At 34.9% G+C, this 25,034-nt stretch carries 27 protein-coding genes and 1 pseudogene; 22 read left to right on the top strand and 6 right to left on the bottom strand.

The window, feature by feature from the left end; genetic code table 11:
- The 4 genes from KUA55_RS13705 to KUA55_RS13690 form a co-directional block, all read left to right on the top strand.
- The coding region (locus tag KUA55_RS13705; RefSeq protein ID WP_218326943.1) for a hypothetical protein at window positions 1-186 on the top strand (186 nt) is incomplete at its 5' end.
- A 451-nt stretch (window positions 187-637) separates the two neighbouring features.
- Window positions 638-1,021 carry a hypothetical protein gene (locus tag KUA55_RS13700; RefSeq protein WP_218326942.1) on the top strand — a complete coding sequence of 128 codons (384 nt, stop codon included), beginning with the start codon at window positions 638-640 and terminating at the stop codon, window positions 1,019-1,021.
- A 276-nt stretch (window positions 1,022-1,297) separates the two neighbouring features.
- Window positions 1,298-1,828 carry a hypothetical protein gene (locus KUA55_RS13695; protein WP_218326941.1) on the top strand — a complete coding sequence of 177 codons (531 nt, stop codon included), beginning with the start codon at window positions 1,298-1,300 and terminating at the stop codon, window positions 1,826-1,828.
- A 239-nt stretch (window positions 1,829-2,067) separates the two neighbouring features.
- On the top strand, window positions 2,068-2,751 hold the full coding sequence (locus KUA55_RS13690; RefSeq protein ID WP_218326940.1) for a winged helix-turn-helix domain-containing protein: 684 nt from the start codon (window positions 2,068-2,070) through the stop codon (window positions 2,749-2,751).
- A gap of 495 nt (window positions 2,752-3,246) precedes the next feature.
- On the opposite strand, the gene KUA55_RS13685 is transcribed toward KUA55_RS13690, so the two are convergent.
- Window positions 3,247-3,576 carry a helix-turn-helix domain-containing protein gene (locus KUA55_RS13685; RefSeq protein ID WP_218326939.1) on the bottom strand — a complete coding sequence of 110 codons (330 nt, stop codon included), beginning with the start codon at window positions 3,574-3,576 and terminating at the stop codon, window positions 3,247-3,249.
- 330 nt (window positions 3,577-3,906) lie between these two features.
- On the bottom strand, window positions 3,907-4,341 hold the full coding sequence (locus tag KUA55_RS13680; RefSeq protein WP_218326938.1) for a DUF3788 domain-containing protein: 435 nt from the start codon (window positions 4,339-4,341) through the stop codon (window positions 3,907-3,909).
- Between the two features lie 847 nt (window positions 4,342-5,188).
- Between KUA55_RS13680 and KUA55_RS13675 the strand changes: the two genes are divergently transcribed.
- From KUA55_RS13675 to KUA55_RS13640, 9 genes are all read left to right on the top strand, one after another.
- Complete coding sequence (locus tag KUA55_RS13675; protein WP_218326937.1) at window positions 5,189-5,422, top strand: hypothetical protein; 234 nt, start codon at window positions 5,189-5,191, stop codon at window positions 5,420-5,422.
- Between the two features lie 376 nt (window positions 5,423-5,798).
- Complete coding sequence (locus tag KUA55_RS13670) at window positions 5,799-6,062, top strand: hypothetical protein (RefSeq protein ID WP_218326936.1); 264 nt, start codon at window positions 5,799-5,801, stop codon at window positions 6,060-6,062.
- Between the two features lie 188 nt (window positions 6,063-6,250).
- Window positions 6,251-7,114: a LysR family transcriptional regulator gene (locus KUA55_RS18570; protein WP_218326935.1), complete on the top strand. Its 864-nt coding sequence runs from the start codon at window positions 6,251-6,253 to the stop codon at window positions 7,112-7,114.
- Between the two features lie 105 nt (window positions 7,115-7,219).
- Complete coding sequence (locus KUA55_RS13660; protein ID WP_218326934.1) at window positions 7,220-7,588, top strand: MerR family transcriptional regulator; 369 nt, start codon at window positions 7,220-7,222, stop codon at window positions 7,586-7,588.
- Window positions 7,585-8,133 carry an NAD(P)H-dependent oxidoreductase gene (locus KUA55_RS13655; RefSeq protein WP_218326933.1) on the top strand — a complete coding sequence of 183 codons (549 nt, stop codon included), beginning with the start codon at window positions 7,585-7,587 and terminating at the stop codon, window positions 8,131-8,133. Before KUA55_RS13660 ends, KUA55_RS13655 begins: the two co-directional genes overlap by 4 nt.
- Window positions 8,134-8,144: 11 nt before the next feature.
- A complete protein-coding gene (locus KUA55_RS13650) occupies window positions 8,145-8,990 on the top strand; it encodes an aldo/keto reductase (protein WP_218326932.1) in 846 nt (281 codons plus the stop codon).
- Between the two features lie 11 nt (window positions 8,991-9,001).
- A complete protein-coding gene (gene dmpI / locus KUA55_RS13645) occupies window positions 9,002-9,187 on the top strand; it encodes a 4-oxalocrotonate tautomerase DmpI (RefSeq protein WP_218326931.1) in 186 nt (61 codons plus the stop codon).
- A gap of 67 nt (window positions 9,188-9,254) precedes the next feature.
- Entirely contained in the window at window positions 9,255-9,485 is a 231-nt protein-coding gene (locus KUA55_RS18865) for an aldo/keto reductase (protein WP_484840040.1), read from the top strand.
- 217 nt (window positions 9,486-9,702) lie between these two features.
- Window positions 9,703-11,049 carry an MFS transporter gene (locus KUA55_RS13640; RefSeq protein WP_218326930.1) on the top strand — a complete coding sequence of 449 codons (1,347 nt, stop codon included), beginning with the start codon at window positions 9,703-9,705 and terminating at the stop codon, window positions 11,047-11,049.
- Between the two features lie 80 nt (window positions 11,050-11,129).
- Here KUA55_RS13640 and KUA55_RS13635 read toward each other — a convergent pair.
- The 3 genes and pseudogenes from KUA55_RS13635 to KUA55_RS13625 form a co-directional block, all read right to left on the bottom strand.
- Window positions 11,130-11,237: pseudogene (locus KUA55_RS13635) on the bottom strand (recombinase family protein); the annotation flags it as partial.
- 618 nt (window positions 11,238-11,855) lie between these two features.
- Window positions 11,856-12,509 (bottom strand): bifunctional 2-keto-4-hydroxyglutarate aldolase/2-keto-3-deoxy-6-phosphogluconate aldolase, encoded by a 654-nt coding sequence (locus KUA55_RS13630; RefSeq protein ID WP_218326929.1) that lies wholly within the window; start codon window positions 12,507-12,509, stop codon window positions 11,856-11,858.
- 18 nt (window positions 12,510-12,527) lie between these two features.
- The gene (locus KUA55_RS13625) at window positions 12,528-14,354 is read right to left on the bottom strand and encodes a glucose PTS transporter subunit IIA (RefSeq protein WP_218326928.1); all 1,827 of its coding nucleotides are present in this window, start codon (window positions 14,352-14,354) and stop codon (window positions 12,528-12,530) included.
- A gap of 311 nt (window positions 14,355-14,665) precedes the next feature.
- Between KUA55_RS13625 and KUA55_RS13620 the strand changes: the two genes are divergently transcribed.
- On the top strand, window positions 14,666-15,865 hold the full coding sequence (locus KUA55_RS13620) for an enolase C-terminal domain-like protein (RefSeq protein WP_218326927.1): 1,200 nt from the start codon (window positions 14,666-14,668) through the stop codon (window positions 15,863-15,865).
- A gap of 48 nt (window positions 15,866-15,913) precedes the next feature.
- Here KUA55_RS13620 and KUA55_RS13615 read toward each other — a convergent pair whose 3' ends face one another.
- Entirely contained in the window at window positions 15,914-16,621 is a 708-nt protein-coding gene (locus KUA55_RS13615; protein ID WP_218326926.1) for a GntR family transcriptional regulator, read from the bottom strand.
- Window positions 16,622-17,286: 665 nt separating this feature from the next.
- Here KUA55_RS13615 and KUA55_RS13610 point away from each other — a divergent pair.
- From KUA55_RS13610 to lepB, 8 genes are all read left to right on the top strand, one after another.
- Window positions 17,287-18,027 carry a GntR family transcriptional regulator gene (locus tag KUA55_RS13610; protein WP_218326925.1) on the top strand — a complete coding sequence of 247 codons (741 nt, stop codon included), beginning with the start codon at window positions 17,287-17,289 and terminating at the stop codon, window positions 18,025-18,027.
- A 2-nt stretch (window positions 18,028-18,029) separates the two neighbouring features.
- Entirely contained in the window at window positions 18,030-18,878 is an 849-nt protein-coding gene (locus KUA55_RS13605; protein WP_218326924.1) for a class II aldolase, read from the top strand.
- A gap of 2 nt (window positions 18,879-18,880) precedes the next feature.
- Window positions 18,881-19,345 (top strand): PTS sugar transporter subunit IIA, encoded by a 465-nt coding sequence (locus KUA55_RS13600; RefSeq protein ID WP_218326923.1) that lies wholly within the window; start codon window positions 18,881-18,883, stop codon window positions 19,343-19,345.
- A gap of 12 nt (window positions 19,346-19,357) precedes the next feature.
- Window positions 19,358-19,645: a PTS sugar transporter subunit IIB gene (locus KUA55_RS13595; RefSeq protein ID WP_218326922.1), complete on the top strand. Its 288-nt coding sequence runs from the start codon at window positions 19,358-19,360 to the stop codon at window positions 19,643-19,645.
- Between the two features lies 1 nt (window position 19,646).
- A complete protein-coding gene (locus KUA55_RS13590; protein WP_218326921.1) occupies window positions 19,647-21,047 on the top strand; it encodes a PTS galactitol transporter subunit IIC in 1,401 nt (466 codons plus the stop codon).
- On the top strand, window positions 21,040-22,503 hold the full coding sequence (locus KUA55_RS13585) for an FGGY-family carbohydrate kinase (protein ID WP_218326920.1): 1,464 nt from the start codon (window positions 21,040-21,042) through the stop codon (window positions 22,501-22,503). The genes KUA55_RS13590 and KUA55_RS13585 overlap by 8 nt, the downstream gene beginning before the upstream one ends.
- Window positions 22,504-23,038: 535 nt before the next feature.
- On the top strand, window positions 23,039-23,917 hold the full coding sequence (locus KUA55_RS13580; RefSeq protein WP_218326919.1) for a sulfite exporter TauE/SafE family protein: 879 nt from the start codon (window positions 23,039-23,041) through the stop codon (window positions 23,915-23,917).
- Window positions 23,918-24,291: 374 nt separating this feature from the next.
- Window positions 24,292-24,891, top strand: coding sequence for a signal peptidase I (gene lepB / locus KUA55_RS13575; RefSeq protein WP_218326918.1), 600 nt, complete (start codon window positions 24,292-24,294; stop codon window positions 24,889-24,891).
- The last annotated feature ends 143 nt before the right edge of the window (window positions 24,892-25,034 follow it).

Below are 25,034 nucleotides of genomic sequence, written 5' to 3'. Positions count from 1 at the left end.
GTTGAAAGTACGACAGATACGAATCAGTCGCCAACAACAGACACAACTACACAAAAATTAGTTATCACACAAGAACGCCAAGGTCGTTATCCGCAAACAGCAGATTTAACGAATATGGACTGGGTATTTCTAGGTTTACTATTATGTCTGATCGTCATTGTTTCCCGCAAGCTAATAAAAGATTAAGCTGGAGAAACAAAGAATCTCTGATCAATCCCACCAGTCTTACTTGGAATATCATGATGGATAACTAAAATAATCGAAAATTTAACTGCCGACAACATTAAAAAAGATGTTGTCGGCAGTTTTTTTGTCTGGAAAAATTTTCAGTAAGTCAGCTAAAAAACTTAAAACCGCCAAAATTCCAGCACAACTTGTTGGGATTTTTTTATTTTGTAAAAAATCGCCAAGTTCAATGACACTGAACAGATTTTTTAATCTACGACATTTGTTTTTAAAGGCTTTAAATCAAGGTCTTTTAGCTGAAAAATAAAATAGGATTTTTCTCATGTCGTGGATTTTTAAAACAGTTGAGTGTCCTCTGGAGGACGGAAAAAAATATTTTTAAGATTTTTTGGACTTTTTCACCAAAACTTTCGTTATTAGAAATAAGAAGAAAAAATGAGGAGAAAAAATTATGCAAAAACATCCTTTTACTTGCCGCCAGCTATTAAACCGCGACTATCGAAAAATCCAACGACAAGTGACGAAATACTATAGAAATACGACGAATCTAGTTTTGTGTCTGAAAATCATCCAAGCGCTATTAATCCGCCGAAACCTTGCGGCAGAGAAACTAGATTTACCACTAGTGGAAATCGTTAGAGAAATCTATCAAAAAAATCCAGCTACCCCTGATATAGCTGCGGAAATTTATCAATTTGGCGAGTATTTCACCGCGAGAGAAAGGCATTTGTTAATGGGAAAGTATAAACAACTAGTCCGTTTATTTGTGCTGGTGAGAATTCTTGGAGAGCGCTTGCTGCATATTCGCAAAAGAGGATTATTTTTGAGTGGCTAATGAAAAAGTGACTATCTTTAAGCTTGAAAAATTGTTTGAGATAAAAGAACCGACAGAAATCGTTAATTTACGATGGCTAAAACTGTTAATATTTCTTTGTTCTCAGAATTCGTTGTTATTTATAATTAAAAATATATATTATTAATTATTAAGTTAACACTATGTGTATAAGTTATTATATTATTTTTAGTCTATTAAATGACGAAAATGCCACAATTAAAGGATTCGACCTGTTATAATTAGATGAATGTGGTTAAAAGTCAAGGAGGATTAAAAATGAAAGAAGGACAGAAATTTAAATTAATCAAGTGGAATAAACAATTAATCTCAGTCGCCACCGGAATATTATTAATCAGCCAATTAGCAGTCGGACCAGTCCAAGTTTTAGCGGAGACGACAGATAGTGCATCACCAAATAGTTCCGAAAATATTGATCAAGAAAATCAACTAGATGTCGGGATGTCTGGTGAATTATTTACAGAAGAAAAGCAAAATTCTGATGGGAATACTGGAGGCGAGAGTCAGGCATCAGCCAGTAAAGAGACTACCAGAAATGGTGCGAGTCCACAAATTGGTGAAGTGACAACGGAACAAGGACTAAAGGATGCTATAGCGAGCGCTTCAACTACTGGTGCAGAACCTATTGTTTTATCTGGCACAATCGAGATTAGTTCTGTAATTGCTTTTAGCGGAAAAGATATCACTCTGACATCCACAGATGGTGCTACTTTAAAAAGAGTAGGTAGTTATACTGGTGGTGTTCTGACTGTACAATATCAGCTCATTTCTACAAATATCACGAATTGATCAAAATAAAATGACAATAATAAACACTGGCCTATTAATCAATGGAACACTGATAATAAAGAATTATTAGAACGAAAGTTATTTCTACTTAATTGATCACTATTTATTCTTTTTAATAGGTGAATGAGATTAGGGATATATCAATATTTAGATAGTCAAAATTAATTATTTTCTAAATTGAACGACTGGGGGAGTATAAAAACTCCCTCTATACATATAGGAAAAGAGAGGTGTTAGGTATGTCTCGTATTTTATATTTAACGAGGAACGTTTATGCAGAACAACAGTTGGAGTCACGGATTCGCAAATTGGGACATGAAGTCTTATGTAGTCAAACGCTGTTAAAAGAAATAAGAAATAAAAAAGTATCACAGAATTTTTTTACGGAATTTGAAGTAGTGCTATTAAGTGATACATTGACAAAAAGCGATAGTGAAAATATCTTACCGGAAATCTCCCAACAGGAACCACTAATTATTAAAATAATTGAGACAGAAGAGGAAGTCAGCCAGCAATCACAGATTCAAATTTATTTATCTCCTGAAACTTCTTTAGAAACGATACGGGAAGTCTTGAGTGTGGAAAAGAAAGAGGATCCTCAAAAAGAACCTCAAAAAGAACACAAATTATTGAACCCATCTTTATGGGAGTGGCGTGATGAATTGATTTTTCAAAAAGTAACTTTTACAAGAGTAGAACAAAATATTTTGAAGGAATTATTAAAAGCTGAAGGAGAACCATTAACCCCAAGAGAATTGGCTCATTTGGTTTGGGGAACAGAATATAGACCTGCCATCCAAAGTCATCTGTCGGCGACTGTTGGCCGCATGAAAAAGAAGATCCGAGACTGTGGCTTTGGCAGTGCCTATTTACAAACCGTTTGGGGAAAAGGCTATGCATTCAAGCTGGAGCAGCAGGATTAGAATAGTGGAGGACCAGGTAATGAAAATTTGCTGGTTTTTTACTATAATCATTGGTTAAAACTCTGCTTTTCTTACGCCAATCTGTTAACTTACAATAATTATTAAACTTTCTAAAGAAACAACTAAAATAGCCGACCATCTAGCTTGAAGAATGGTTGGTTATTTAGAGGACTAATAAAAATTAAAAGCACTATACTTTCAGCTGTATTTTTAGCATTTAATCTTGACTTTATAGGTGTACATCATAAGAAAAATAAGGCATAACCCCATAAGGCTACGAGAAAAATGAAAATCGCCAACCAAACTAATTTTCCGATTAAACTATTGGGATTTATCGATAACCCTACGCCATAAACTTTAGGGATCCATAAAGGTTGGGGCAAATTAGGGTCAGAGTTAAAATGAGTTTTATAAAGTAGATAGCTGATCACTTGCAGTGGTATACATAGAGTAAGGATAGACAGAGCAACCCACTTTTCAGATAGAATATGTTGATTACGCAGTGCAACACCAGCCACTGTAGTCAGCATGATAGCAATCGTCAGACCAGCAACTATTCTGCCTAATTTTTTGAGCCCGTCTTTCTCTTTTTATTAAGGCATAATCCTTTTCCACTTTTTTCATATAGTTCACGTCTTCCTTGAGTAAGTAATCTAAGGAAAGATCCAATTGATCGCTAATTTGAATAAGTGTAGGAATATCAGGAAAGTTTTTTTCATTCTTCCAATTAGAAATAGTTTGACGCGTGACAAAGATTTTATCTGCAAAATCTTGTTGGGTCCAACCTAGTTCTTTTCGCCTTTCTTTTATCAAATCACTAAACAAAGTCTCTCCTCCTTAGTTATTTCTAACTTACCAAAAGTACATCTAAATGCTAGCAAAACTCTTTTGTATCAACAAGCAAGAGATTCTTGCAACCTGATTAAATTAGACTTTTTAAAAGGAGAAGAGATTATTTTTTACTTGGAATAGTGGGAGTTAGTTTGGCAGCGAATCTCCTAATTCCTGAAGTCATATTGATCATAAAAAAAGAACTTCGATTTAGAAGTTCTTTTTTTTGTTTGTTCTAGTTCGAATACAATGATAAATTAATCAACTTTAGATCTGCTAACCAAATGAAATCCTGCAGTAAAGTTAGATAGTTTTTTTGACTTACTACCCACGAACTCTCAAAGAGATAATTTGTTTAATATCTTTGACAGTACTTTCATTTCGAATGTTTAACGGCAATGATTTTCCAGTATGGCCAACCTTGGTATTATTATAGATTTCTTGAGTCTCATGGGAAAGTGTCGGTAAAAGTATTTCTGCTTCTGCTAATTCCTTATGATTTAATGGTAACAATGCTAAAACATATCCTTCTTGAGGATAGAGGGTACAAATAGTACGCCCCTTTTTACGATATTTAATATTCCATCCCTTCCAAATCCCTTGATCCATGGAACAACCACTATAAGCTTTTTTCGCTTTTATTTCATAAGTATCTTGTAAATAATGATCTAATTCTTCAAACATAGGGTTATTGATAAAGTCCTTGACTTGTTGTGGGGTTGGTTCAACATCTTTGGTATATTTTTCACTCCATAGCATTTATATCCATCCTCTCTTTGTCGCAAACTACTCAACAGCATCCGTACCTTCGACCTATTTTTTTAATACATCAATTTTACCAGATTTCTATTTAGGTCGCTTGTCTATCAGTGCTATTTTCCAGAAAAATGGAAACGATTACGACGCTTGCCTTTAATTGAGTACACTAAACTCTGATTTTATCTATTCATAATCGAGCTTGAATTCATTCTTTTACTCGATATTATTATGTCTTCTTGTAGCTAAGTAATGATTTCTTCGGACTTTTGTCTCAAGTTCTGCTTCCTAGTTAGTCGAATATAACAAAAAGCAAAGTTTTTTTATGAAATCAGTTCATTTTATCTGTAAATTTTGAAAAATAGTGCAGATGTGACTAATCTTGTCCACTTATGCTTAATTTTAAAAAAGTCGTCTTCAAAATTAGTATGATTTAAAAAGAAAGATCATGAACTATGAAGATGTTTTCTAAATGATCTTGATTACGGTAAAAACTGAGGTGGTTTTCAATGAGAAAGGTTCATTTTGATTAAGGAAAGGAGTGTCCGTCTTCTATGAGTGAAGAAGATCGTGCCAGACAATAATAAAGACAACGATTAAATGCTGCGAAACGTACGCTAGAAAAGGAAAAGTCTAACTTTACTAAATAAATAGTCAGCAAAATGGCTTAGGAATATGCAAGAAAGAAGTTGGGAAGATAACTCTGGCGATGCACAATTCATTGAGGATGGAATTAAAGATTATAAATAAAGACAGGTGAAAAAATAATGTATCATTTGCAAAAAAAATACTCCTATTTTTTTCAGGATCAATTTTAGCAGTAGTAGTATTTATGGGTGTTCTTGTGCTTATGAATGAAACTAAAATTTTATCAAGCTTGAACTATACGAAGATGAAACCTAATCAAGAAATAAAATTAGAGGTAAAACCAAATATTGATCATCTTGAATACTATTCAACTTTGGTTATTGATAATCCAGATGGTTTGAAATTACAAATGAGTAGCAATACAAATAAAACTATTTGGCGAAATAAAACAGATGATGAATTTTACGATATAATAAATAAAAAAAAATTACCTTAGTTGATAAAAATGGAGAAATTATTGAGTTAGAGGAGGATATTCCAGATAATTATCCAGTTGATTTTTATCAAAATAAATTAGTAACATGGTTTAAAGAGGAAAAAACATATGGTGTGACAAACAATAAGTATTATTCTATAACAATAAAAAACATATCTAACCGTTCAGGAAAAGTATCTGCATCTGTATATAATTATTGAAAATTAAATAAAAGATAGTTATTTAACGGTTAGGGAAACATGACCTGCAGCCCACCAAGCGTTTGGTGGGCTTCTTTTGCTTCAAAATTAGCTAAGGTGCTAATACGTTTAAAACAGTAAGTAAGGCTACATCAGTTAGCAAATTAGGAAAAGTAACTAGCATATTAGATAAAACTATGAAGTATGGAGATGATGCAGCAAAAGCATTAGGGAATAAACTGAGCAAGATACCAATTCCAGTCGTTGATGAATTTGTGGACTCTAATGGGTATTTAACAAAAGTAATAGGTAAAGGTGATCTTGGAGACTATTCTAAAATACTCAAATCTGATATTGCTAAAGGAAAGAATGTTGGTAAATATAAGAAAGCCAGTGGGGCTAAACTGAAAGTAGAGACAACTATGAATAGTAAAATACCTATTTTTCATAGGTTTAAATGACTTATCACTTCTAAAAAAATGACGTTGAAATATTTCATCTGTAATGAATAAAAACCTAGAGTAATTATATTCCAAAACCATATTTGATTTTACAACGTCTTTATAGTTAATTATAATGAGCTATAAAATCTGTTTAAAATGACTTAAAAATTTTTGTGACGGTTAAAATTAACGGCAGGAGTAAACTTATGGAATTAAGAGTTTTGAATTATTTTTTAGTGGTTGCTAGAGAAGAAAATATCACACGAGCGGCAAGTATTTTACACATTACTCAGCCTACCTTATCCCGCCAATTGCTACAGTTAGAAGATGAACTAGGTGTGAAACTATACCAACGCAGTAAGCACCGTATTATTTTAACTGAAGAAGGGAATCTTTTGCGTCGTCGGGCGCAAGAAATTTTACAACTAACTGAAAAGACCAAGTCAGAATTAGTCCAAGCTGATGAAAATGTAGTCGGAGAAATCTCGATTGGTTGTGGCGAGTTATTGAGTATGGAACAAATAGGAAATTTAATTCAGGGCTTTAAAAAACTATATCCACTAGTTACCTTCCATATAATAAGTGGCATGAATGATTTTATTAAAGAACAAATCGAGCAGGGTCTAATGGATTTTGGTTTATTGATACAACCTGTGGAGATAGAAAAATACCAGTTTATCCGTATGAAGCAACAGGAGAGATGGGGGATTCTAGTCAAAGAGACTGATCCATTGGCTCAGAAGTCAAGGGTCACCCCGCAAGATTTATTTGGGAGAGATTTAATAGTTACAGACAGTCATCCTATTCAAAATGAATTAGCTAGTTGGTTTAATCAGAATGATGCAGAATTAAAAATCGTTTCGACTTATACTTTATTGAATAATGCAGCGGTGTTAGTTAATAGTGGGGTAGGTTTAGTCCTCTGCATAGAGTTACATGTTCGTTACCCAAATCTTAAGTTTATTCCTTTTGAGCCCGACTTAACTTTACATTCCGTGTTGGCATGGAAAGCCAATCAAGTATATTCAGAAGCTACTCGAGCGTTTATTGAATTCGTTAAAAATGCTTAAAAAGCATTTGTTTGCATTTAATATAAGTATTAGACATTTATTGTTCTAGACACGATAATGAATCGTGTTGAGAGGAATAGATGTCTTTTTTTGTGAGGTGAAAAAATGAAACAGAGTGAAGTTAGCCAACAATATCATATCCCAGTGGAAGTTTTAAAAGAATATGAAACATGGGGCTTATGTGATTCCGTCAAAATTGTGATGGGAGCTTGGCAATACGATGATCAAGATTTAGAACGACTTGGAAAAATTATGGCTCTCCATGATATTGGTTTTGAAAATGATGAAATTAAAACCTATATGCAATTGAATATTTTAAAACCAGATTCTCAAGTTGAACAACTACGTTTCTTAGAGAAAAAGCGTGGTCAAAAATTAAATCAAATTCACTTAGAAGAACAAAAAATTGAACGAATTGATTATCTACGACAAGAAATTAGAAAAGCTGAAAGAAAAGGAAGTAAATTTAAATGAAAACAACGGTATTAGTATTTCACCCTGATTTATCAACATCAAACGTTAATGCAAAACTAGCTGAAGCAATCAAAGATCTAACAGATATCGAAGTGCGTGATATGTACCAACTGTATCCTGATTTTAAAATCGATGTGGCGGCTGAACAAGCTGTCTTGGAAGAGGCAGATCGGATCGTTTTACAATTTCCTATGTATTGGTATTCAAGTCCGGCTTTAGTTAAACAATGGGAAGATGCCGTCCTAGACTATGGTTGGGCTCATGGTAGCGCAGGTGATAAATTACACGGGAAAGAATTATTGTTAGTTGTTACTCCCGGTGCGCCAACTGAATTATATGGTCATGGAAATGATTTTAAATACACTGTAACTGAGTTATTACGCCCGTTCCAAGCTACTAGTAATTTAATTGGGACTGATTTTATTACGCCGTTTATCTCAACTGGTGCTTCTCGAATGGACGATACAGAAATTGCTGAGCGAGCAGCAGCATACAAAGCGTATTTAAGTACAGAAGATTTAGTAGTTTTAGCAGATTTTGAATAGGAGGAATTGTAATGGAATATGTAACTTTAAGTAATGGCGTAAAAATGCCAAAATTAGGTTTTGGCGTTTTTCTAATGAACGAACCAGGAGAAGCAGAAGAAGCGGTCACTAACGCTTTAAAAACTGGCTACCGCTTAATTGATACAGCTTCAAGATATTACAACGAAGAAGAAGTAGGGGCTGCCTTGAAAAAAAGTAGCATTCCTCGGGAAGAATTGTTTATTACCACAAAACTTTGGTTTAAAGATGCTGGATATGAAAATACCAAAAAAGCTTTTAACGTTTCTTTAGAAAAACTAGGACTGGACTATCTGGATTTATATTTAATTCATCAACCTTTTAATGATTATTATGGTTCATGGCGGGCGATGGAAGAGTTATATCAGACAGGAAAAATTCGAGCAATTGGTGTCAGTAATTTCTATCCTGACCGTTTGAAGGATTTAGTCATGCATAATGACATTGCACCAATGGTGGATCAACGAGAAACACATCCGTTGAATCAACAATGGGAGGCAGAAGCTTTGATGAAGGAAGCCGGTGTTCAACTAGAAGCCTGGAGTCCTTTAGGTCGTGGAGGAAAAGACATCTTGACCCATCCAGTTTTAATGGAAATAGCAAAAACCCATCAAAAATCGGTAGCACAAGTAATTTTACGCTGGTTTATGCAAAGAAATGTAGTCACTATCCCCAAAGCAAGTCATCTAGAAAGAATGCAAGAAAACTTTGAGATTTTTGATTTTGTTTTATCGGCTGAAGAAATGGCTTTAATCAAAGCGATAGATCAAAAAGCACCGTTGGGTGGTACGACACATGATGACCCTCGCATGTTAGATATGTTAAGTCAATTCGAATAGGAGAGAAAAATATGCCAGTGATTACATTTGAAGCAGGAAAATTAACGAAGGAACAAAAACAAATTTTAGCTAAAGAATTCACTACGACCGCAGCCCGTGTATTGGGCGCACCTGAAGCAGCCTTTTATGTTTTTTTAAAGGAAAATAATGCAGATAATGTCGGTGTTGGTGGGAAGTTACTGAGTGACAGAGACTAAAAAACTGTTTCTTATAATTATAGTCGTAAGGTATACTGGCGAGAAAATGATTAGTGAGGTATTTTAAATCGATCACCGGTCACTTGATACCGATCAAATTTACGGAAATGCTGTCAGAAAAAAAGGGTGTCCTAGAGAAGAATTTTTCACGACTTCAAAACTTTGGATTTACAATGATGGCTATGGAAAAACGAAAGTTTCCATTGACGAATCACAGCGTCTTTTACGAACAGATTATCTTGATTTAATCCTTATTCACCAACCATTAACAATTATCATAATAGTTATCAGGCAATGAAAACAGCTCGCAAATCTGGCAAATCAAAAGTAATCGATGGAGTAATTTTTATCCCGATCGCTTTATTGATAGTGCCCTTACGGTGAAATTAAGTAGAAACGCATATGATTAGATCAAAAAGAAAATTTATTTTTTTTAACAATGATTCCGAAACAGTTAATTTTTTGACTAGTTTTAAATAGTCAGATCTTATTTTGAAAGGAAGTTTTTTTAGATAATGGAAACAATAGCTGTAAGAAAAACTGATTGGATTTTACCAATTATTTTGATTAGTTACTTTATGATTTTGCTGGATAATTCAATCGTTTTTACCGGTTCCGTACGGATTGCCGCAGATTTAAATCTAAATGCGATTCAACTAACTTGGGTAAGTAATGCTTATGCGTTAACTTTTGGCGGACTCCTACTTTTTGGTGGTCGTGCTGGAGATATTTTTGGACGTCGCCGGGTGTTTATATTAGGTATGGTAATCTTTGCTATTGGTTCCTTGTTTGTAGGTACGGCAACTTCAGCAACACATATTATTGTCGCTCGTTTCTTTCAAGGAGTAGGCTCAGCAATTTTAGCACCCTCGACTTTGGCGCTAATTTTAGATAATTATAAAGATAAGAGCAGAGTCAAAGCGATTGCTCTATACGGAGCTACTGCTGGAGTGGGTGCTAGTATTGGTTTAGTTTTAGGCGGCTTTTTTGCTAGTGTCTTTAGTTGGCGCGATGGTTTTTTCATCAACATTCCGATTGCAATTTTGTTAATCCTTGCAACACTTAAATTTATTGGTGCTAGCCAAAAAGTGAAAGCTAAAATGGATATTATTGGTAGTCTTTTATCCATTTTAGGTATGTCAGCTTTGATTTATGGTATTTCAGCAGAAAATTTTCAAGTGCCAATCATTATTGGTGCAATCATGGTTTTAGGAATATTTATTTTAGTTGAACGAAAAATTTCTACACCGTTAATTCCATTGTCTTTGTTTCATGACAAGCGTCACTCTGGCGCTTATCTTGCACGGTTTTTATTTACTGGTGCCAGCTTCACCTACTGGTTTGTAACGCCTCAACTATTACAGACACACTTTGGTTTTTCGCCTTTAGTTACTGGCTTTGCATTTTTTCCTTTAACGATAGCGGTATTTATTTTTTCTTATCAAACAGCTCGTTTGACAGAAAAATATGGAAATACAAAAGTTTTGATAACTGGATTAGCTATCTCTATTGTTGGTTACGCTCTGACAGTTATCTTAAATACTGGAGAAAGTTATTTTATTGGAATTGCAATTCCGATGATTGTAATTGGGATAGGACAAGGATTGACCTTAAGTCCACTCACTTCTTTAGGTGTTGTAGATACAACAGAAGGGGAAGCTGGTTCTGCATCAGGTTTGGTCAATACGATACATCAAATGGGTGGATCAGTAGGGTTGGCGCTAATTACAGCGTTAGCCAGTCATATTTCTGGAAATCTTGCAACGTATCATTTTGAAGTTATTTTGAGTACTATCATTTTGGTCATAGCGCTAGTAGTAACATTGGTAGTCATTTATCCTGTTGATTCAAAAAGCAATTAGAATAAATTTTAGATGATATAAGAAGGAAGAATCAATAAAAGGTTTGTACAAGAAAACTACGCTCTTAACTCAGGGAAGCATCGTATTTTAGATTCAGTCCTTTCTTGTTCTGCTATCATAACAAGTATCTGGATGATTAAAGCTTTGATGAAACGATCTAAAAGCGGATTACCAATTGCTTCTGCCATAAATGTATCTTCTTTTCAAATAAAGTTTAATGCTTTAAAAAAAAATCGGACGCTGCTCAATTGCGGTGTCCGATTTTTTTTAAAATTTTTTTTTGTGACAAATTTTAATCGATTGTTGAAACTCTCGCATATGTAACTTCAAAATATACCTTTTAAAGTGTTTTTTATACACTGAAAAATAGTTATTCCAATATATTTCTAGTGTCTATTTTAGATGTGCTTTAAATGAACGATAATTAAATATATGAAAGGAGATAAAATTATGATAAAGGACAAATATTTTGGGGATTTTCAAAATAAAAAAGATGTTAATACTATTTAAAATTATTCCAACATATCTAGAGTATTGAAAATTAATCATCTAAATGAAATAGCAGGAGAACTAGTTGATATCTAAAGAGAACTATTAATTATTCGGATAAATTTTGTAGCTAGTGCAATTTAACAGTTGAAATAATGCAATATGGCGCTAAAAGTGACAAGAACACATAGTTATAAAAAATTAAAATAACAGTCACTTGTCTTCTATAATAGATAGCAAGTGACTGCCGTATTTTTTATCTAGTATTATCACTAATCATGAACTGCACCACTGTGTCCCCAGTTAGACAAGGCACTTTAGTCATGATTAATGCCTCTAATTTCATCTAGTTTTGCAGCATACTGCTGAGCAATTACTGTTACCTTGGAAAAATCACCTTCAGCCGCTGGGGCCAGCAAATTACCACCGACACCGACAGCTACTACTCCAGATTCAAACCAGATAGCCATATTTTCTAGACTTACTCCGCCTGTTGGCATCAAATTAATGTGTGGTAGGGGTGCTTTAACTGCTGAAACGATACTTGGGCCATAAGCACTTCCTGGGAATAGCTTAATAATATCCACACCGCTCTTTAAAGCCGTTTGCATTTCAGTAACGGTCATGCAACCTGGTAAATAAGGAATCTGGTACAGGTTGCAAAGTTCAGCCGTTTCAGCATTGAAGCTAGGGCTGACAATAAATTCCGCCCCAGCCATAATAGCCAAGCGTGCGGTCACTGCATCCAAAACAGTTCCTGCTCCGATTACGACATCTTGTCTCCGATACGCATCGGTCAATTCCTGAATAGCCAACTGAGCGTTCGGGATCGTGAAGGTAACTTCGATTCCGATTACTCCGCCTTCAATGATGGCTTGACTAGCTTTGATTGCTTCAGTGTGATCTTTGCCGCGAACAACGGCGATGACACCGGCTTTTTCTAAACGTGCTAAAATTTCTACTCGTTTCATTTAAATGTCTCCAGTCTATTAGTTAAGAACAGCCCGCTCTAGTAATGTTCCTGCTGAATGTTGCCCTTCTAGATCACGCATACCTGAAAATGACAGGACACGATCCATATTAGTAATAACCACAATAACCATGGTTTCTTTACCTTGATTGCGAATATAAGCTAAATCCATTTGTGCCAGTTTGGTTTCGATCGAGACTTGATCGCCTTCTTTAACAAACACTTCAAAGCCTTGTCCGTTTAAAGCCACCGTGTCAATTCCCATGTGAACTAGCACTTCTACACCATTACTGGTTTTAATACCAATCGCATGCTTAGATGGGAAAACCGTTGTTACAGTACCAGCTACTGGTGAGAACACAGCACCATCCGTTGAGTTAATGGCAAACCCTTCACCCATCAATTTTGTTGAGAAAACTTCATCTGGTACATCTTCTAATGGAACATAGTCTCCTTTTGAAACCGCATGTAAATCAACTTCATTGGTTAATTCAGTATCTTCATCCATTTCTTTTGGCACTAGCATGTAGGTTAAAACAAAGGATAGAACCAAGGCAATGATGATGCCTAATACGGCAAAGATAAAGTACTGCCCAATGTAAGCTGGTAAACTGAAAATACTTGATAAAATGTAGCCATAAATCCGAACCCCGAAGAAGCTGATAAAGGCTGATGCAACTGAGCTTCCGATCGTAGCAGCGATAAAGGCTTTTTTGTATTTAGACAAAATACCGAATAATGCTGGCTCGGTAATTCCTAAAATACCTGATACAGCCGAAGATAAAACAATTGATTTTTCTTCTTTGGTTTTTACTTTAGTGTAAATTGCTGCTGTAGCACCAGTGATGGCCATGTTTGCCATAAACATCATAGGCATTAACATGTCATAGCCTTGATTAGCAAAGTTCTGCAACGCAATTGGTGTCATCGCATGGTGCAAACCAGTGAAGATCGCAATTGGACGAATCGCACCTACGACAACACCGGCTAAAACTGGTGAAATGGTAAATAGTCCAGCCACACCAGTAGCCAATAGGTTTCCTAGATGGATACTGATTGGCCCGATAATTGTTAAAGTAACTAACCCGGCGACAAACAACGAAATTGTTGGAGTAAATACCGTTCGTAAAACTTGCGGTAAGACTTTATCTACCCAGCGATAAATGTAACTCAAAGCTAAGACCGCGAATATAATCGGAATGACTGTTCCTGCATAGTTAAAAACTGGAACCGGCACTAGGCCGAACAATTGGAACGCTGAAACATTTCCTTCAGCTACTGCATTAGTCATAGTCGGAAACTGTAATGTAGCCGCAATAGCAATCGCCAAATATTGGTTCGTTTTGAAAATACGGGCAGCAGAAGCGGCAACGAAAAATGGCAAGAATGTAAATACACCGCTGGCAATCATATCAATCACTAAATAAGTATCGGTTTGGTTAGAGATGACATTTAAAGCCACTAAACCAGCCATCAATCCTTTGATCATTCCGGCTCCAGCAATCGCAGGTACGATTGGTCCGAACACCCCAGATACAGTATCCATAAATAAGGAAACGGCACCTTTTTTCTCAGTGCTTCCCTGTTGGCTGCTTTCATCTAAGTCCAATTCTTTAGCAAGTGGCGCAAAATAATCAGCTACATCAGTTCCGATAACGACCTGTAATTGATCGCTTTGATATTTAGTACCTACTACTTTGGGAATCTTATCTAAAGACGCGTAATCGACTTTCTTTTCATCCTTTAGATTAAAGCGTAAGCGGGTCATGCAATGCCATGCATTGTTAATGTTGTCTGCTCCGCCGACATCTTTGATAATTTGTTTTGCAATATCTTCATGTTTCATTTTTTGGTATCCCTCCTTAGTTCATACGGAACAAGTAATTCAGGCTTGGACCAGTCAGTTTCGCCTGCATCACGTGATTCCGCTTTCACATCCACATATTAGCATGATATCTTAAGCTTGTAAAACCAGTCCTTTTCACTTATTTGCAATAATAAACAGCTTTAAATAAGCGTTTTTTAATAAATTGAATATAAATTGGACTGGTTTTATATCAAAAAAATAGTGTTTTTCAGACCAAATTGACACTGTCAGTGTATCCGTGTTTCAATGAGTGTGGGAATGATTTGTATTACAAAATTGGAGTGAATAGAATGACACCAACGATTATTACTGACATAAAAAGTTTTGCGATTAAGCCTGATCGCCACAACCTATTAGTTGTTAAAGTTGAAACCAATAAAGGGGTATCCGGTCTGGGTTGCGGCACGTTCCAGTTTCGCCCATTAGCTGTTCAAACAGTGGTTGAAGAGTACTTGAAACCACTGTTAATCGGACGTGATGCTAACCAAATCGAAGATATCTGGCAAGTAATGAACGTAAATTCTTACTGGCGTAACGGGCCCATCACCAACAATGCGATCTCTGGTGTAGACATGGCTCTGTGGGATATCAAAGGTAAATTGGCAGATATGCCCTTGTATCAGCTATTAGGTGGAAAAGCTCGTACAGCAATTCCAGCTTATACTCATGCAGTTGCTGATAATTTAGACGACCTTTATGGAGAGATTGATAAATTCTTAGCAGAAGGTTATCGTTATATCCGTTGTCAGTTAGGTTTCTACGGGGGCAACCCTGAGAATCTGCAAACACCCGAACATCCGATGAAAGGTTCTTATTTCGACCAAATGGATTATATGCAAACAACCTTAAAAATGTTTAAAGCGATCAAGGAAAAATATAACAACCAATTTCAAATGTTGCATGACGTGCATGAACGCTTGCATCCGAATCAAGCGATTCAATTTGCAAAAGCTACTGAACCATACAATTTATTCTTTTTAGAGGATATTTTGCCACCAAACCAAAACGAATGGCTGGCGCAATTACGCAACCAATCAGCAACACCGATTGCGACAGGCGAGCTGTTTAACAACCCGATGGAATGGAAGGAACTTGTGCGTAACCGTCAAATCGATTTTATGCGGGCTCATGTTTCTCAAATCGGCGGGATTACACCAGCCTTGAAGCTGGCTCACTTCTGTGAAGCGATGGGTGTGCGAATTGCTTGGCATACCCCCTCCGATATTAGTCCAGTGGGACTGGCAGTGAATACTCATTTGAACATTCATCTGCACAATGCAGCAATTCAAGAAAACATTGATATTCCTGAAAATACACGCAGCCTGTTTGGTAATATTCCAGCACCTGAAAAAGGCTTTTTCTATCCAATTGAGCAAAGCGGAATCGGTGTGACTTTTAATGAAGAATTAGCCGGACAATATCCAGTAGTTTATCGTCCACATGAATGGACCCAAAGCCGGACACCAGACGGAACCATTGTAACGCCATAATAAAAAACCTCACGGGACCTCAAGTAAATCCTTGAAGTTCGTGAGGTTTTAGTCTATTCTTGAACGATGAATCTCCCGATCAAAGGGTCTTATATAAGTCACCGAATAATCAATTGCAATAATACTACTGTATTCGTAGACCTGACCATTCTCCAAGATGGCTCGATTGGTAATTTGCATTGCTGGCGTGCCCCGTTTGCATAATAGCAAGTTGGATTGTTCCTTATTGGTAGTAATCGGATCATAGCTGGTGATGTAGTGAGAAATGCGGTAACCCTGCTTTTCGACATAGTTTTGAATCGAATGCTCCACGACCTCCCGAGATAAATCCGGAAACATTGAAACCGGCAATTTAGAAATTTCCAGCTGCTCAATCTTATAGTTCACAATCCGAATTCGTTCAAAGGACCAAACTTCCTCCTGTTCACCAATCTGGAAAATTTTCTGTTCCTCCAGAGTTGCTGATGCTCTCTTCAAATCAATCATTTTAGAATCAATGCGATCATAAGGTGTTCGAGTCAAAGAATTGAAAATCAGCGGATTCTTCACCCACTTCTCATGAACGAAAATTCCCGAACCTTGAACTACCCGAACAATCCCAATTTCCTCCAGATTCTTGATCGACTGTTGAATTGTGAAGCGCGATACCCCATAAATCCGTGCCAACTCCCGCTGATTCGGCAGTTTACCGTTTCTAAATTCTTCTTGATATATTTTACTAAGCAAATCTTGCACAATGAATTCGCGTTTTTTCATAAAGAAACTCCTTTGAATCGTTTAATACTATTACTATACATGGAATTCTGAGAAAAGTTAATAAGTATATGACTTACGTTAAACGAACGAAACTGCAGCATGTTCTGTCTGGTGGGACACCGAGTTTTTGATTGCTGAATTCCACAGCCAATAGACTGCCCACTCAGCTAATGTAATGCTCGTTTTGTGCGATTATTCGAAATTTCTGATCGACCATCAGAAGGAATTATAGTAAATGAATCCAAAGCTACTTTTTAAAAAAAACTCCTTAGTTTTCCAAAAAATACAACTTAGTAATTAAATAAATTCAGAGTTGCTTTTTGGTAATTATTTAATTAAACAAATTAATATAAAAAAAATAATCTTAAAATAGCTCTTGTTTTAATAAGACAAGAGCTATTTTTATACATTTTATCCATTGGAATTTATGCGAAATAATTTAAAAGTGATAACAAAAAAAGTGAATCCTTTGAAGTAGAGGGTCTGCTTATATCTTCTACTAGTTTAATGTTTTTAAATAGAAATATAAAAAAAACTTTACTTTTCCTCTGTTAACGGTTACAATTCACTTGTACTTGCTTGTACACTCTAGTTCTATGTTGTACACACAGTTATATGCTTGTACACAAGCTAGTGATACAAGACGATTGAAGGAGGTGTTTAAGATGATTATTAATAGAGATGTTTCAAAACCAGTTTATCTTCAAGTAGCAGATTACCTACGAAATAATATTTACTCTGAGGAATGGGGAAAGGGGGAACAAATACCGTCAGAGAATCAAATAATGAAACAACTAGAAATAAGCAGAGGAACTGTAAAGAAAGCAGTAAGTTTGCTGGTTAAAGAAGGTCTACTTTATCAAATCCAAGGTAAAGGAACGTATGTTGCAGAGGATAATATTTCATATTCTTTGGGTAAAGGATTACTTTCATTTGCGGAATCGTTAGAAGGCCAAGAATTGAATTTTGAGACACAGGTTATCACCTCTGAATTTCGAAGTGCTACAAAAGAGATTGCTTCAAGGCTAAATTTAAATGTTGGCGATGAGTACCTGTACATGAAACGAATTCGATCGGTTGAAGGCGAGAAAGTAATGCTGATTGAAAATAGAATTAACAGTAAATTCTTTCCAAATATTCAAACCCATGATTTTAACAAAGAAAGTTTGTTTACTGTAATGGAGAAAATCAGTGGTAAAAAGATCGCTTATTCTGAAAGTAGATATGCCGCAAGAGTTGTTGGAGAGAAAAGAGGAAAAGAATTAGAAGTATCTTCCGATGCGCCAGTTCTCCATTTAGAACAGCTAGTGTATTTAGAAGGAGGGATACCTATAGAATTTGGTAATGTATGGCTAAAAGCTAATAAATACTACCTTGGAACAGTACTTCAAAGGGAGGAAATTTAGAAATGCCATTAGTAAATGGATTTACATTATTAGACATTATTAAGGAAAGAAAAGTAGTTGCAGGAGCTTTCAATACCACTAACTTAGAAACAACAGTTGGGATATTGAAAGCTATTGAAGAGAGCGGTATTCCGACCTTTATTCAAGTAGCACCAACAAACATTACTTTGGCTGGCTATGATTATATTGTAGATATGGTTTCTCGTTACGCTAAAAACATGGATACACCAGTTGCCTTACATTTAGATCATGGGAAAAGTTTTGAGGATGTAAAAAAAGCGACACGTGCTGGTTTTACATCCGTAATGATTGATGGCGCTGCTTTTGATTTTGAGGAAAACATTGCTTTTACAAAGAAGGCTGTTGATTTTGCTAAAGGTTATGGGATTCCTGTCGAAGCAGAATTAGGCGCTATTTTAGGTAAAGAAGATGATCATGTTAGTGAAGCAGATTCTAAGACAAACCCAGAACAAGTCAGAGAATTTGTAGAGCGAACCGGTTGTGATATTTTAGCTATTTCTGTAGGAAATGTTCATGGATTAGAGGATGAGCCTAAAATAGATTTTGAACTTTTGAAAGAAATTAATGAAGTATCGCCAGTTCCCCTAGTAATCCATGGAGGTTCAGGAATTCCAGATGAACATATTCAAAAAATGGTAGAGTTTAATGTAGCGAAAATTAATATTGCTAGTGACTTGAGACAAAGTTTTATCAGAAGTGTCGGACAAGCATATGAAGAAAATAATAATGAAGCAAACCTAATTAAAGTTTTGCAAAATGCTGAAGATAAGGTGTTTGAAACAGTTTATTCAAAAATTCTTAGTATGAATGCTGTCACAATGGAGGTTTAATAATGAGTGATTCATTAACAAATATGAAAAATATTTTTGTTGGTGTGGATGTAGTTGATTTTCCAGAGTTGATCAATCTAATTGCGCAACCTCTGATTGAAGATCAAGATGTTGTATCTGAATTTCCTATGCAAGTAATTAAACGAGAAGAGAGTTTCCCAACAGGATTACCAACAGAACCGATAGGAGTGGCTATCCCTCATACCGATGCAAAGTATGTTAATAATAACCGCGTAACAATTGCCACATTAAAAAATCCAATAAAAATGGACATTATGGGTGGTATGGATGATGAAAAAATTGATGTTTCAATTGTCTTTTTGTTGGCTTTAGGACAATCGAATAAGCAATTAAATATCCTACAAAAATTAATGAGTATTCTGCCTGATGCTGAACTATTAGAAAACATTAAAAAGGGTAATCAGAAAGAGATTTATCGAATTGCAAAAGAAGAAATCGGACTTTAGGAGGAAAATATAATGGCTAAAAATTTATTATTTGTATGTGCGACTGGAATTGCAACTTCAACAGCGGTAACGGAAAAAGTGTTGGAATTTTTAAAAGAAAAAGAAATGACTGATATAAACTATTCACAAACAAATGTAGCATCTGTTCAAGCAAACTCAGAGGATGCGGATTTAATTGTATCAACAACTAAGATTCCTTATGAATTAGACACACCAGTTATTAACGGTTTAGCTTTAATCACAGGAATCAATGAGGAAAAAGTCTTAAATGCAATTTATGATCAATTAAAAGGAGAATAATATGTCTAATATTTCGCAAACTTTATACGATGTTGTTCAATATATTTTAGGATTTGGACCTACTGTAATGTTACCTTTAGTATTATTTATACTTGCGTTGGTATTTAAAATCAAACCTGCAAAAGCACTAAGAGCTTCTCTGACTGTAGGTATTGGATTTGTCGGAATTTATGCAATTTTTGATATTTTAACTAATAATGTTGGACCTGCTGCGCAAGCAATGGTAGAACAGACAGGAATTAACCTTCCAGTAGTTGACTTAGGTTGGCCGCCTTTATCAGCAATTACTTGGGGTTCTCCAATTGCACCATTTGTAATCCCGTTGACCATGGTAATCAATATTGCTATGTTAGCTCTTAACCAAACAAAAACAGTTGATGTAGACATGTGGAATTATTGGCATTTTGCGCTAGCAGGTACACTAGTATATTATAGCACAGGAAGTTTTTGGTTGGGAATATTAGCATCTGCTGTTATTGCTATTATTGTTTTGAAGGTGGCAGACTGGGCAGCACCTATGGGAGAGAAATATTTCGGTTTAGAAGGTATGTCTTTTCCTACTGTTTCAGCGATTACCTTTTTCCCAATCGGTTTAATCGGAAATAAAATTATTGATATGATTCCTGGGATTAGAAAAATCGATATTAATCCTGTAAGCATTCAAAAACGTTTTGGTATTTTTGGAGAACCAATGATGGTTGGAACAATTTTAGGTATTCTTTTAGGGATTGCTGCAAGATACGATTTAAAAGGTATCTTAACGATGGGTATCAGTATTGGTGCGGTAATGTTTATTTTACCTCGGATGGTTCGAATCTTAATGGAAGGTCTGTTACCAATTTCTGAGGCAATCAAAAAATTCTTGAATAATCGTTATCCAGATCGTGATGATTTATATATTGGATTAGATATCGCAGTTGCTGTTGGAAATCCAGCGATTATTTCAACGGCTTTATTATTAACACCAATTGCGGTTATCTTAGCTTTTGTTTTACCGGGAAATACAGTTTTACCTTTAGGTGATTTGGCTAACTTAGCTGTAATGGCCTCGATGGTTGTCCTATCTACTAAAGGAAATGTATTTAGAGCTGTATTGATTGCAATTCCAATTATGATTGGTGATTTATACATTGCTTCAGCGATTGCACCATTTATTACGGGAATGGCAAAAGATGTTAACTTTAGTTTTCCAGAAGGATCTAGTGGCTTAGTTTCAAGCTTCCTAGATGGCGGTAATCCGTTAAGATATTGGTTACTTGAAATCTTCAACGGGAATATGATTGCGTTAATTTTAATTCCAATTATTGGTATTGCAGTATTTTGGTTGTACAAAGCAACTTATAAACAAACCCATTTAATTGATGATACTGCTACAACAGAGAGGGAGTCATTAAATGGCTAAGAATCTTTCCGTGACGATTGACATCGGAACGACCAATTCTAAAGTCTCTCTTTTTGAAATATCCACTGGAAAGCTTGTATCACGTAAAAGTTTTCAAACAGAAAAACAAGTTGATTCATTTGGTGATTTATTTGATATAAAAGATATTTGGTCACAGTTAGTAAATATCTTACAAGATTTTGTTTCTAAATATATTGGAAAAATCGATTCCATAAATATTTCTAGCGTAGGAGAAGCTGGTGTTCTGATAGATTCTAATGGTGAGATTGTTACTCCAATGATTGCATGGTATGACCGACGAGCTTTCGAGTACATTAATCGATTAACGGATGATCAAAAATTACGAATTTATGAAATTACAGGTCTTCCTGCTCATTCAAATTACAGTGTTCCAAAAATAAAATGGTTAGTGGATCATTTAAAGCTATCGAAGCAAAAAAAATATACTTGGTTGAATGTTCCAGATTTGTTAGCTTATTTTTTAACGAACCAGATTAAAACCGAATTCTCTATGGCAAGTAGAACTATGGGATTTGATTTAAATAAGCGTACTTGGTCTGAGGAAGTTTTGGAAATTTTTGATTTAGAAAATATGATTGAATTTCCTGAAGTGATTAACTCAGGTGACATTGTCGGCTATACTTCTTCTGATAGTGTACAAGAATTAGGAAATGAAAAAATTTCTGTCAGAATTGCTGGACATGACCACATGGTAGGCGCTTTAGGCATTGATTTAAAGTCAGGTGATCTACTTAATTCTACTGGAACAACTGAAGGGCTTTTGTTGATTAATAATTATCCTTTTCTAAATAAAAAAAATTTTGAGGAATCTCTGTCTAATGGGATATTTACCAACTCTCAGTATTACACACTATTTTCATCGATGCCGACTGGGGGTAATGCTTTTGAGTGGTATCAGAATTTTTTCAATATTAGCCAAAATGAGTTTGAAAAGGACTGTAATGGGATCTATCAACAATATTTGGATAATGAGATTGAATTAGACGATCCAGTTATTCTTATTCCTCATTTGAACGGTTCCGGTGCACCATTTAAGAATGGTAAATCCAGAGGACTAATGTATGGAATTAGCTTAAGCACCCGTCGAGAAGATGTTCTACTAGGCATTTTTTTAGGTTTATGTTTAGAAATGAAATACGTAGCAAATTGTTTCCCAATGGAACATGTGAACAAAATTATTGCAATTGGACCCGTTGTTAAAAATCCATTATGGGTACAATTAAAAGCAGACGCACTTAATAAAGATATTGAAGTTGTAAATATGGAAGAGTCTGTATCCTTTGGGGCACTAAAAGCAGCGTATCCTACTTTTGACTATGAGATCAACTATAGAAAAGTTAAGCCAATTCAACAACATGTTTCTTCATTCGATCAAATGCTGGATAAATATTCTTATCTATATGAATCAAAGCAAGTGTTAATTGATAATAAATAAAAGACACGTAGTAATGGCATTAGTACTTTAAAAAAGCAGCAATCACGCATTTCTTTCGACTAGGTCAATTGAGTTTTTAAAATTGATTTTACTGAAAGATGCATGATTGCTGTTTCTTTGTAGAATGGCTAATATGCTTATTTTTATATTTTATTTGTTTTAATAGATTAATGTCTACTCACTTTTTATATTTATTTTAGATTATACTGTTGAGCTAAATTAAAAAAATTGCCTTTAAAGCTAAAAATTCCAGGATACCTTAGTATGATGAAGAAATTAAAAAAATTAACCGTCTCCGGATTTTTGGAATGTTGTTTAGAATGGATTTAGTTATCATTTCATAATTATCTTTAACAATTGGTTATTTTTATTAGTTCTTGATTTTTATTGAAAAACTATAAATTCAGTCAGTTTTGCTTCTTTGTCGTATGAATGGATTAGTTTTATTGCGTATTTATTCACAAAAAGCATTTTTTTGTAGATTGTTCTAGCTTTTTCTTGTTATAATTAGAAAAAATGAAAAGAGGATGAGTATTTGGCACAAATTATTTTCTACATTCTAATTATTTGGATGCTTTTTCAAGCGGTAATTTTATTGCAGGATGTCTTTAAACACCGAAAAGATTTGGGTGATAGTAGCTGGCTAATTAACGGGGTAATTGGTTTTATTGCTGATTTTGCTGATACATTAGGAATTGGCAGCTTTGCTTTAACTACCTTGATGTTAAATGCTACCAAACAGTTGAAAGACGATCGATTGTTACCCGGTATCTTAAATGTCGGACACGCAATTCCTGTAATTACTGAAGCAATTATCTTTGTGACTGTTATCAAAGTCGACGTAATTACCTTAGTTTCTTTAGTTCTAGCAGCAATTGTCGGATCATTTCTGGGTTCTAAACTAGTACCAAAACTATCTGAAAAAAGTATCCGTAAATGGATTGGCTGGGCTCTAGTGGTAACAGCAATCTTAATGTTTTTGCGACAAACAAATATGATTGCCATGCTAGGCGAAGGCAATACCGCCACCTCGCTAACGGGAACTAAACTAGTTATTGGCATCATTGGAAATTTTATTTTTGGGGCGTTAATGACTTTTGGTGTTGGACTATACGCACCGTGTATGGCAATGGTTTATATGTTAGGTATGACTCCTTTAGCAGCATTTCCCATTATGATGTGTTCTTGCGCAGGTTTACAACCAGTAGCCAGTTTTAATTTTATTCGCGAAAAAGCTTACGATCGTAAAATCAGCTTAGCTATTACTATCGGAGGTATTCCTGGCGTTATTATTGCTTCACAATTTTTGATAAATCTAGATATTTCTGTTATTTCTTATCTGGTTATCCTTGTGATTATTTACACAGGTATTCAATATATCATTAAGGGTATGTCTAAAAATGGAAATAAATAAAAATTCTTCTCTCTATACATGAGATACCAATCGCTAGAGAGGATTTTTATGACCAGATTAAATAATCACTGAAAAAAATGGCTTAGAAGGTCATATCACAAATTGTATCTCTTTCTTTTTGATGGCTCAATCTTATGTGGCTTTGGGATAATTTACATATTATCTTAGCTACATTTTTTAATATACATTATGACAAATTTTCTTTGCCGTAGTCATCAAACCAGTTTCCAAATGATGTGTATGTCACTGCCCATTACCACATAACTGTCATCACTAGTCTTTTTTTTAATTATCACTTTACAATCCACCTTATGAAGTTGGTTGATATGTTATATTTGTAGGTAAATACAATATAAAATAAGGAGAAAGTATTCATGAAGGTTAAAAAATTTTTAAAAGAATGGATTCCAAGCATACTTTTTGTAGTTATATTCGTCATTCTTTTTAATTTTTTTGTAGGGAGTGCAAAAATTGTTGGGGATTCTATGGATCCTACTCTCGCAAATGGCGAACGAGTGTTGGTGTCTAAAAAATCTACCATAAAAAGATTTGATATTGTAATTGCAAAAGAACCAGGAGATGTATCAACTACAATAGTAAAAAGAGTAATCGGATTACCTGGTGATAAAGTTTCTATGAAAAATGACACTCTCCGTGTTAATAATAAAGTTATTGAGGAGGACTACCTAAATAAGTATAAGAAACTTTTTGAGAATAATGAATTAGATACAGTGGAACAAAATTCTTTCTCACAGCTTATTGAAAATCAACCTAATTTTACAAGTACATTTGAAACAGTTGTTCCTGATAATGAATATCTTCTTTTAGGCGACAACAGAATTATTTCTAAAGATTCCAGAGCATTTGGTTGTGTCTCTGAAAATTTCATAGAAGGCAAATGCATTCTAGTATTTTGGCCTTTTTCAAACTTTCAGATGTTAAGTCTTAATTTACCACTTAAATTTAAACTTTAAGTGCAACACAAAAATGACTCATAATTGAAATCCAGATAAAATAGGTTTGGCGAGAACACTATTAGGAGGAAACAGTTAGGAATCACTATAATCATTTAAACTAGAAGAATGAAGTGTTGTATTTGGTTTGATAATTCAAGCGG

Source organism: Enterococcus alishanensis, from assembly GCF_019218635.1.
In the GTDB taxonomy this organism is placed as follows: Bacteria; Bacillota; Bacilli; order Lactobacillales; family Enterococcaceae; genus Enterococcus_A; species Enterococcus_A alishanensis.
This window is presented reverse-complemented; position numbering and strand designations above follow the sequence as displayed.

Coding starts and splice junctions, on each gene's coding strand:
- KUA55_RS13620 (WP_218326927.1), top strand. CDS start 14,666: ATGACACCAACGATTATTACTGACATAAAAAGTTTTGCGATTAAGCCT.
- KUA55_RS13625 (WP_218326928.1), bottom strand. CDS start 14,354: ATGAAACATGAAGATATTGCAAAACAAATTATCAAAGATGTCGGCGGA.
- KUA55_RS13700 (WP_218326942.1), top strand. CDS start 638: ATGCAAAAACATCCTTTTACTTGCCGCCAGCTATTAAACCGCGACTAT.
- dmpI (WP_218326931.1), top strand. CDS start 9,002: ATGCCAGTGATTACATTTGAAGCAGGAAAATTAACGAAGGAACAAAAA.
- KUA55_RS13680 (WP_218326938.1), bottom strand. CDS start 4,341: ATGCTATGGAGTGAAAAATATACCAAAGATGTTGAACCAACCCCACAA.
- KUA55_RS13660 (WP_218326934.1), top strand. CDS start 7,220: ATGAAACAGAGTGAAGTTAGCCAACAATATCATATCCCAGTGGAAGTT.
- KUA55_RS13615 (WP_218326926.1), bottom strand. CDS start 16,621: ATGAAAAAACGCGAATTCATTGTGCAAGATTTGCTTAGTAAAATATAT.
- KUA55_RS13650 (WP_218326932.1), top strand. CDS start 8,145: ATGGAATATGTAACTTTAAGTAATGGCGTAAAAATGCCAAAATTAGGT.
- KUA55_RS13630 (WP_218326929.1), bottom strand. CDS start 12,509: ATGAAACGAGTAGAAATTTTAGCACGTTTAGAAAAAGCCGGTGTCATC.
- KUA55_RS13600 (WP_218326923.1), top strand. CDS start 18,881: ATGAGTGATTCATTAACAAATATGAAAAATATTTTTGTTGGTGTGGAT.
- KUA55_RS18570 (WP_218326935.1), top strand. CDS start 6,251: ATGGAATTAAGAGTTTTGAATTATTTTTTAGTGGTTGCTAGAGAAGAA.
- KUA55_RS13695 (WP_218326941.1), top strand. CDS start 1,298: ATGAAAGAAGGACAGAAATTTAAATTAATCAAGTGGAATAAACAATTA.
- KUA55_RS13640 (WP_218326930.1), top strand. CDS start 9,703: ATGGAAACAATAGCTGTAAGAAAAACTGATTGGATTTTACCAATTATT.
- lepB (WP_218326918.1), top strand. CDS start 24,292: ATGAAGGTTAAAAAATTTTTAAAAGAATGGATTCCAAGCATACTTTTT.
- KUA55_RS13675 (WP_218326937.1), top strand. CDS start 5,189: ATGAATGAAACTAAAATTTTATCAAGCTTGAACTATACGAAGATGAAA.
- KUA55_RS13655 (WP_218326933.1), top strand. CDS start 7,585: ATGAAAACAACGGTATTAGTATTTCACCCTGATTTATCAACATCAAAC.
- KUA55_RS13670 (WP_218326936.1), top strand. CDS start 5,799: ATGAAGTATGGAGATGATGCAGCAAAAGCATTAGGGAATAAACTGAGC.
- KUA55_RS13585 (WP_218326920.1), top strand. CDS start 21,040: ATGGCTAAGAATCTTTCCGTGACGATTGACATCGGAACGACCAATTCT.
- KUA55_RS13590 (WP_218326921.1), top strand. CDS start 19,647: ATGTCTAATATTTCGCAAACTTTATACGATGTTGTTCAATATATTTTA.
- KUA55_RS13605 (WP_218326924.1), top strand. CDS start 18,030: ATGCCATTAGTAAATGGATTTACATTATTAGACATTATTAAGGAAAGA.
- KUA55_RS13610 (WP_218326925.1), top strand. CDS start 17,287: ATGATTATTAATAGAGATGTTTCAAAACCAGTTTATCTTCAAGTAGCA.
- KUA55_RS13690 (WP_218326940.1), top strand. CDS start 2,068: ATGTCTCGTATTTTATATTTAACGAGGAACGTTTATGCAGAACAACAG.
- KUA55_RS13595 (WP_218326922.1), top strand. CDS start 19,358: ATGGCTAAAAATTTATTATTTGTATGTGCGACTGGAATTGCAACTTCA.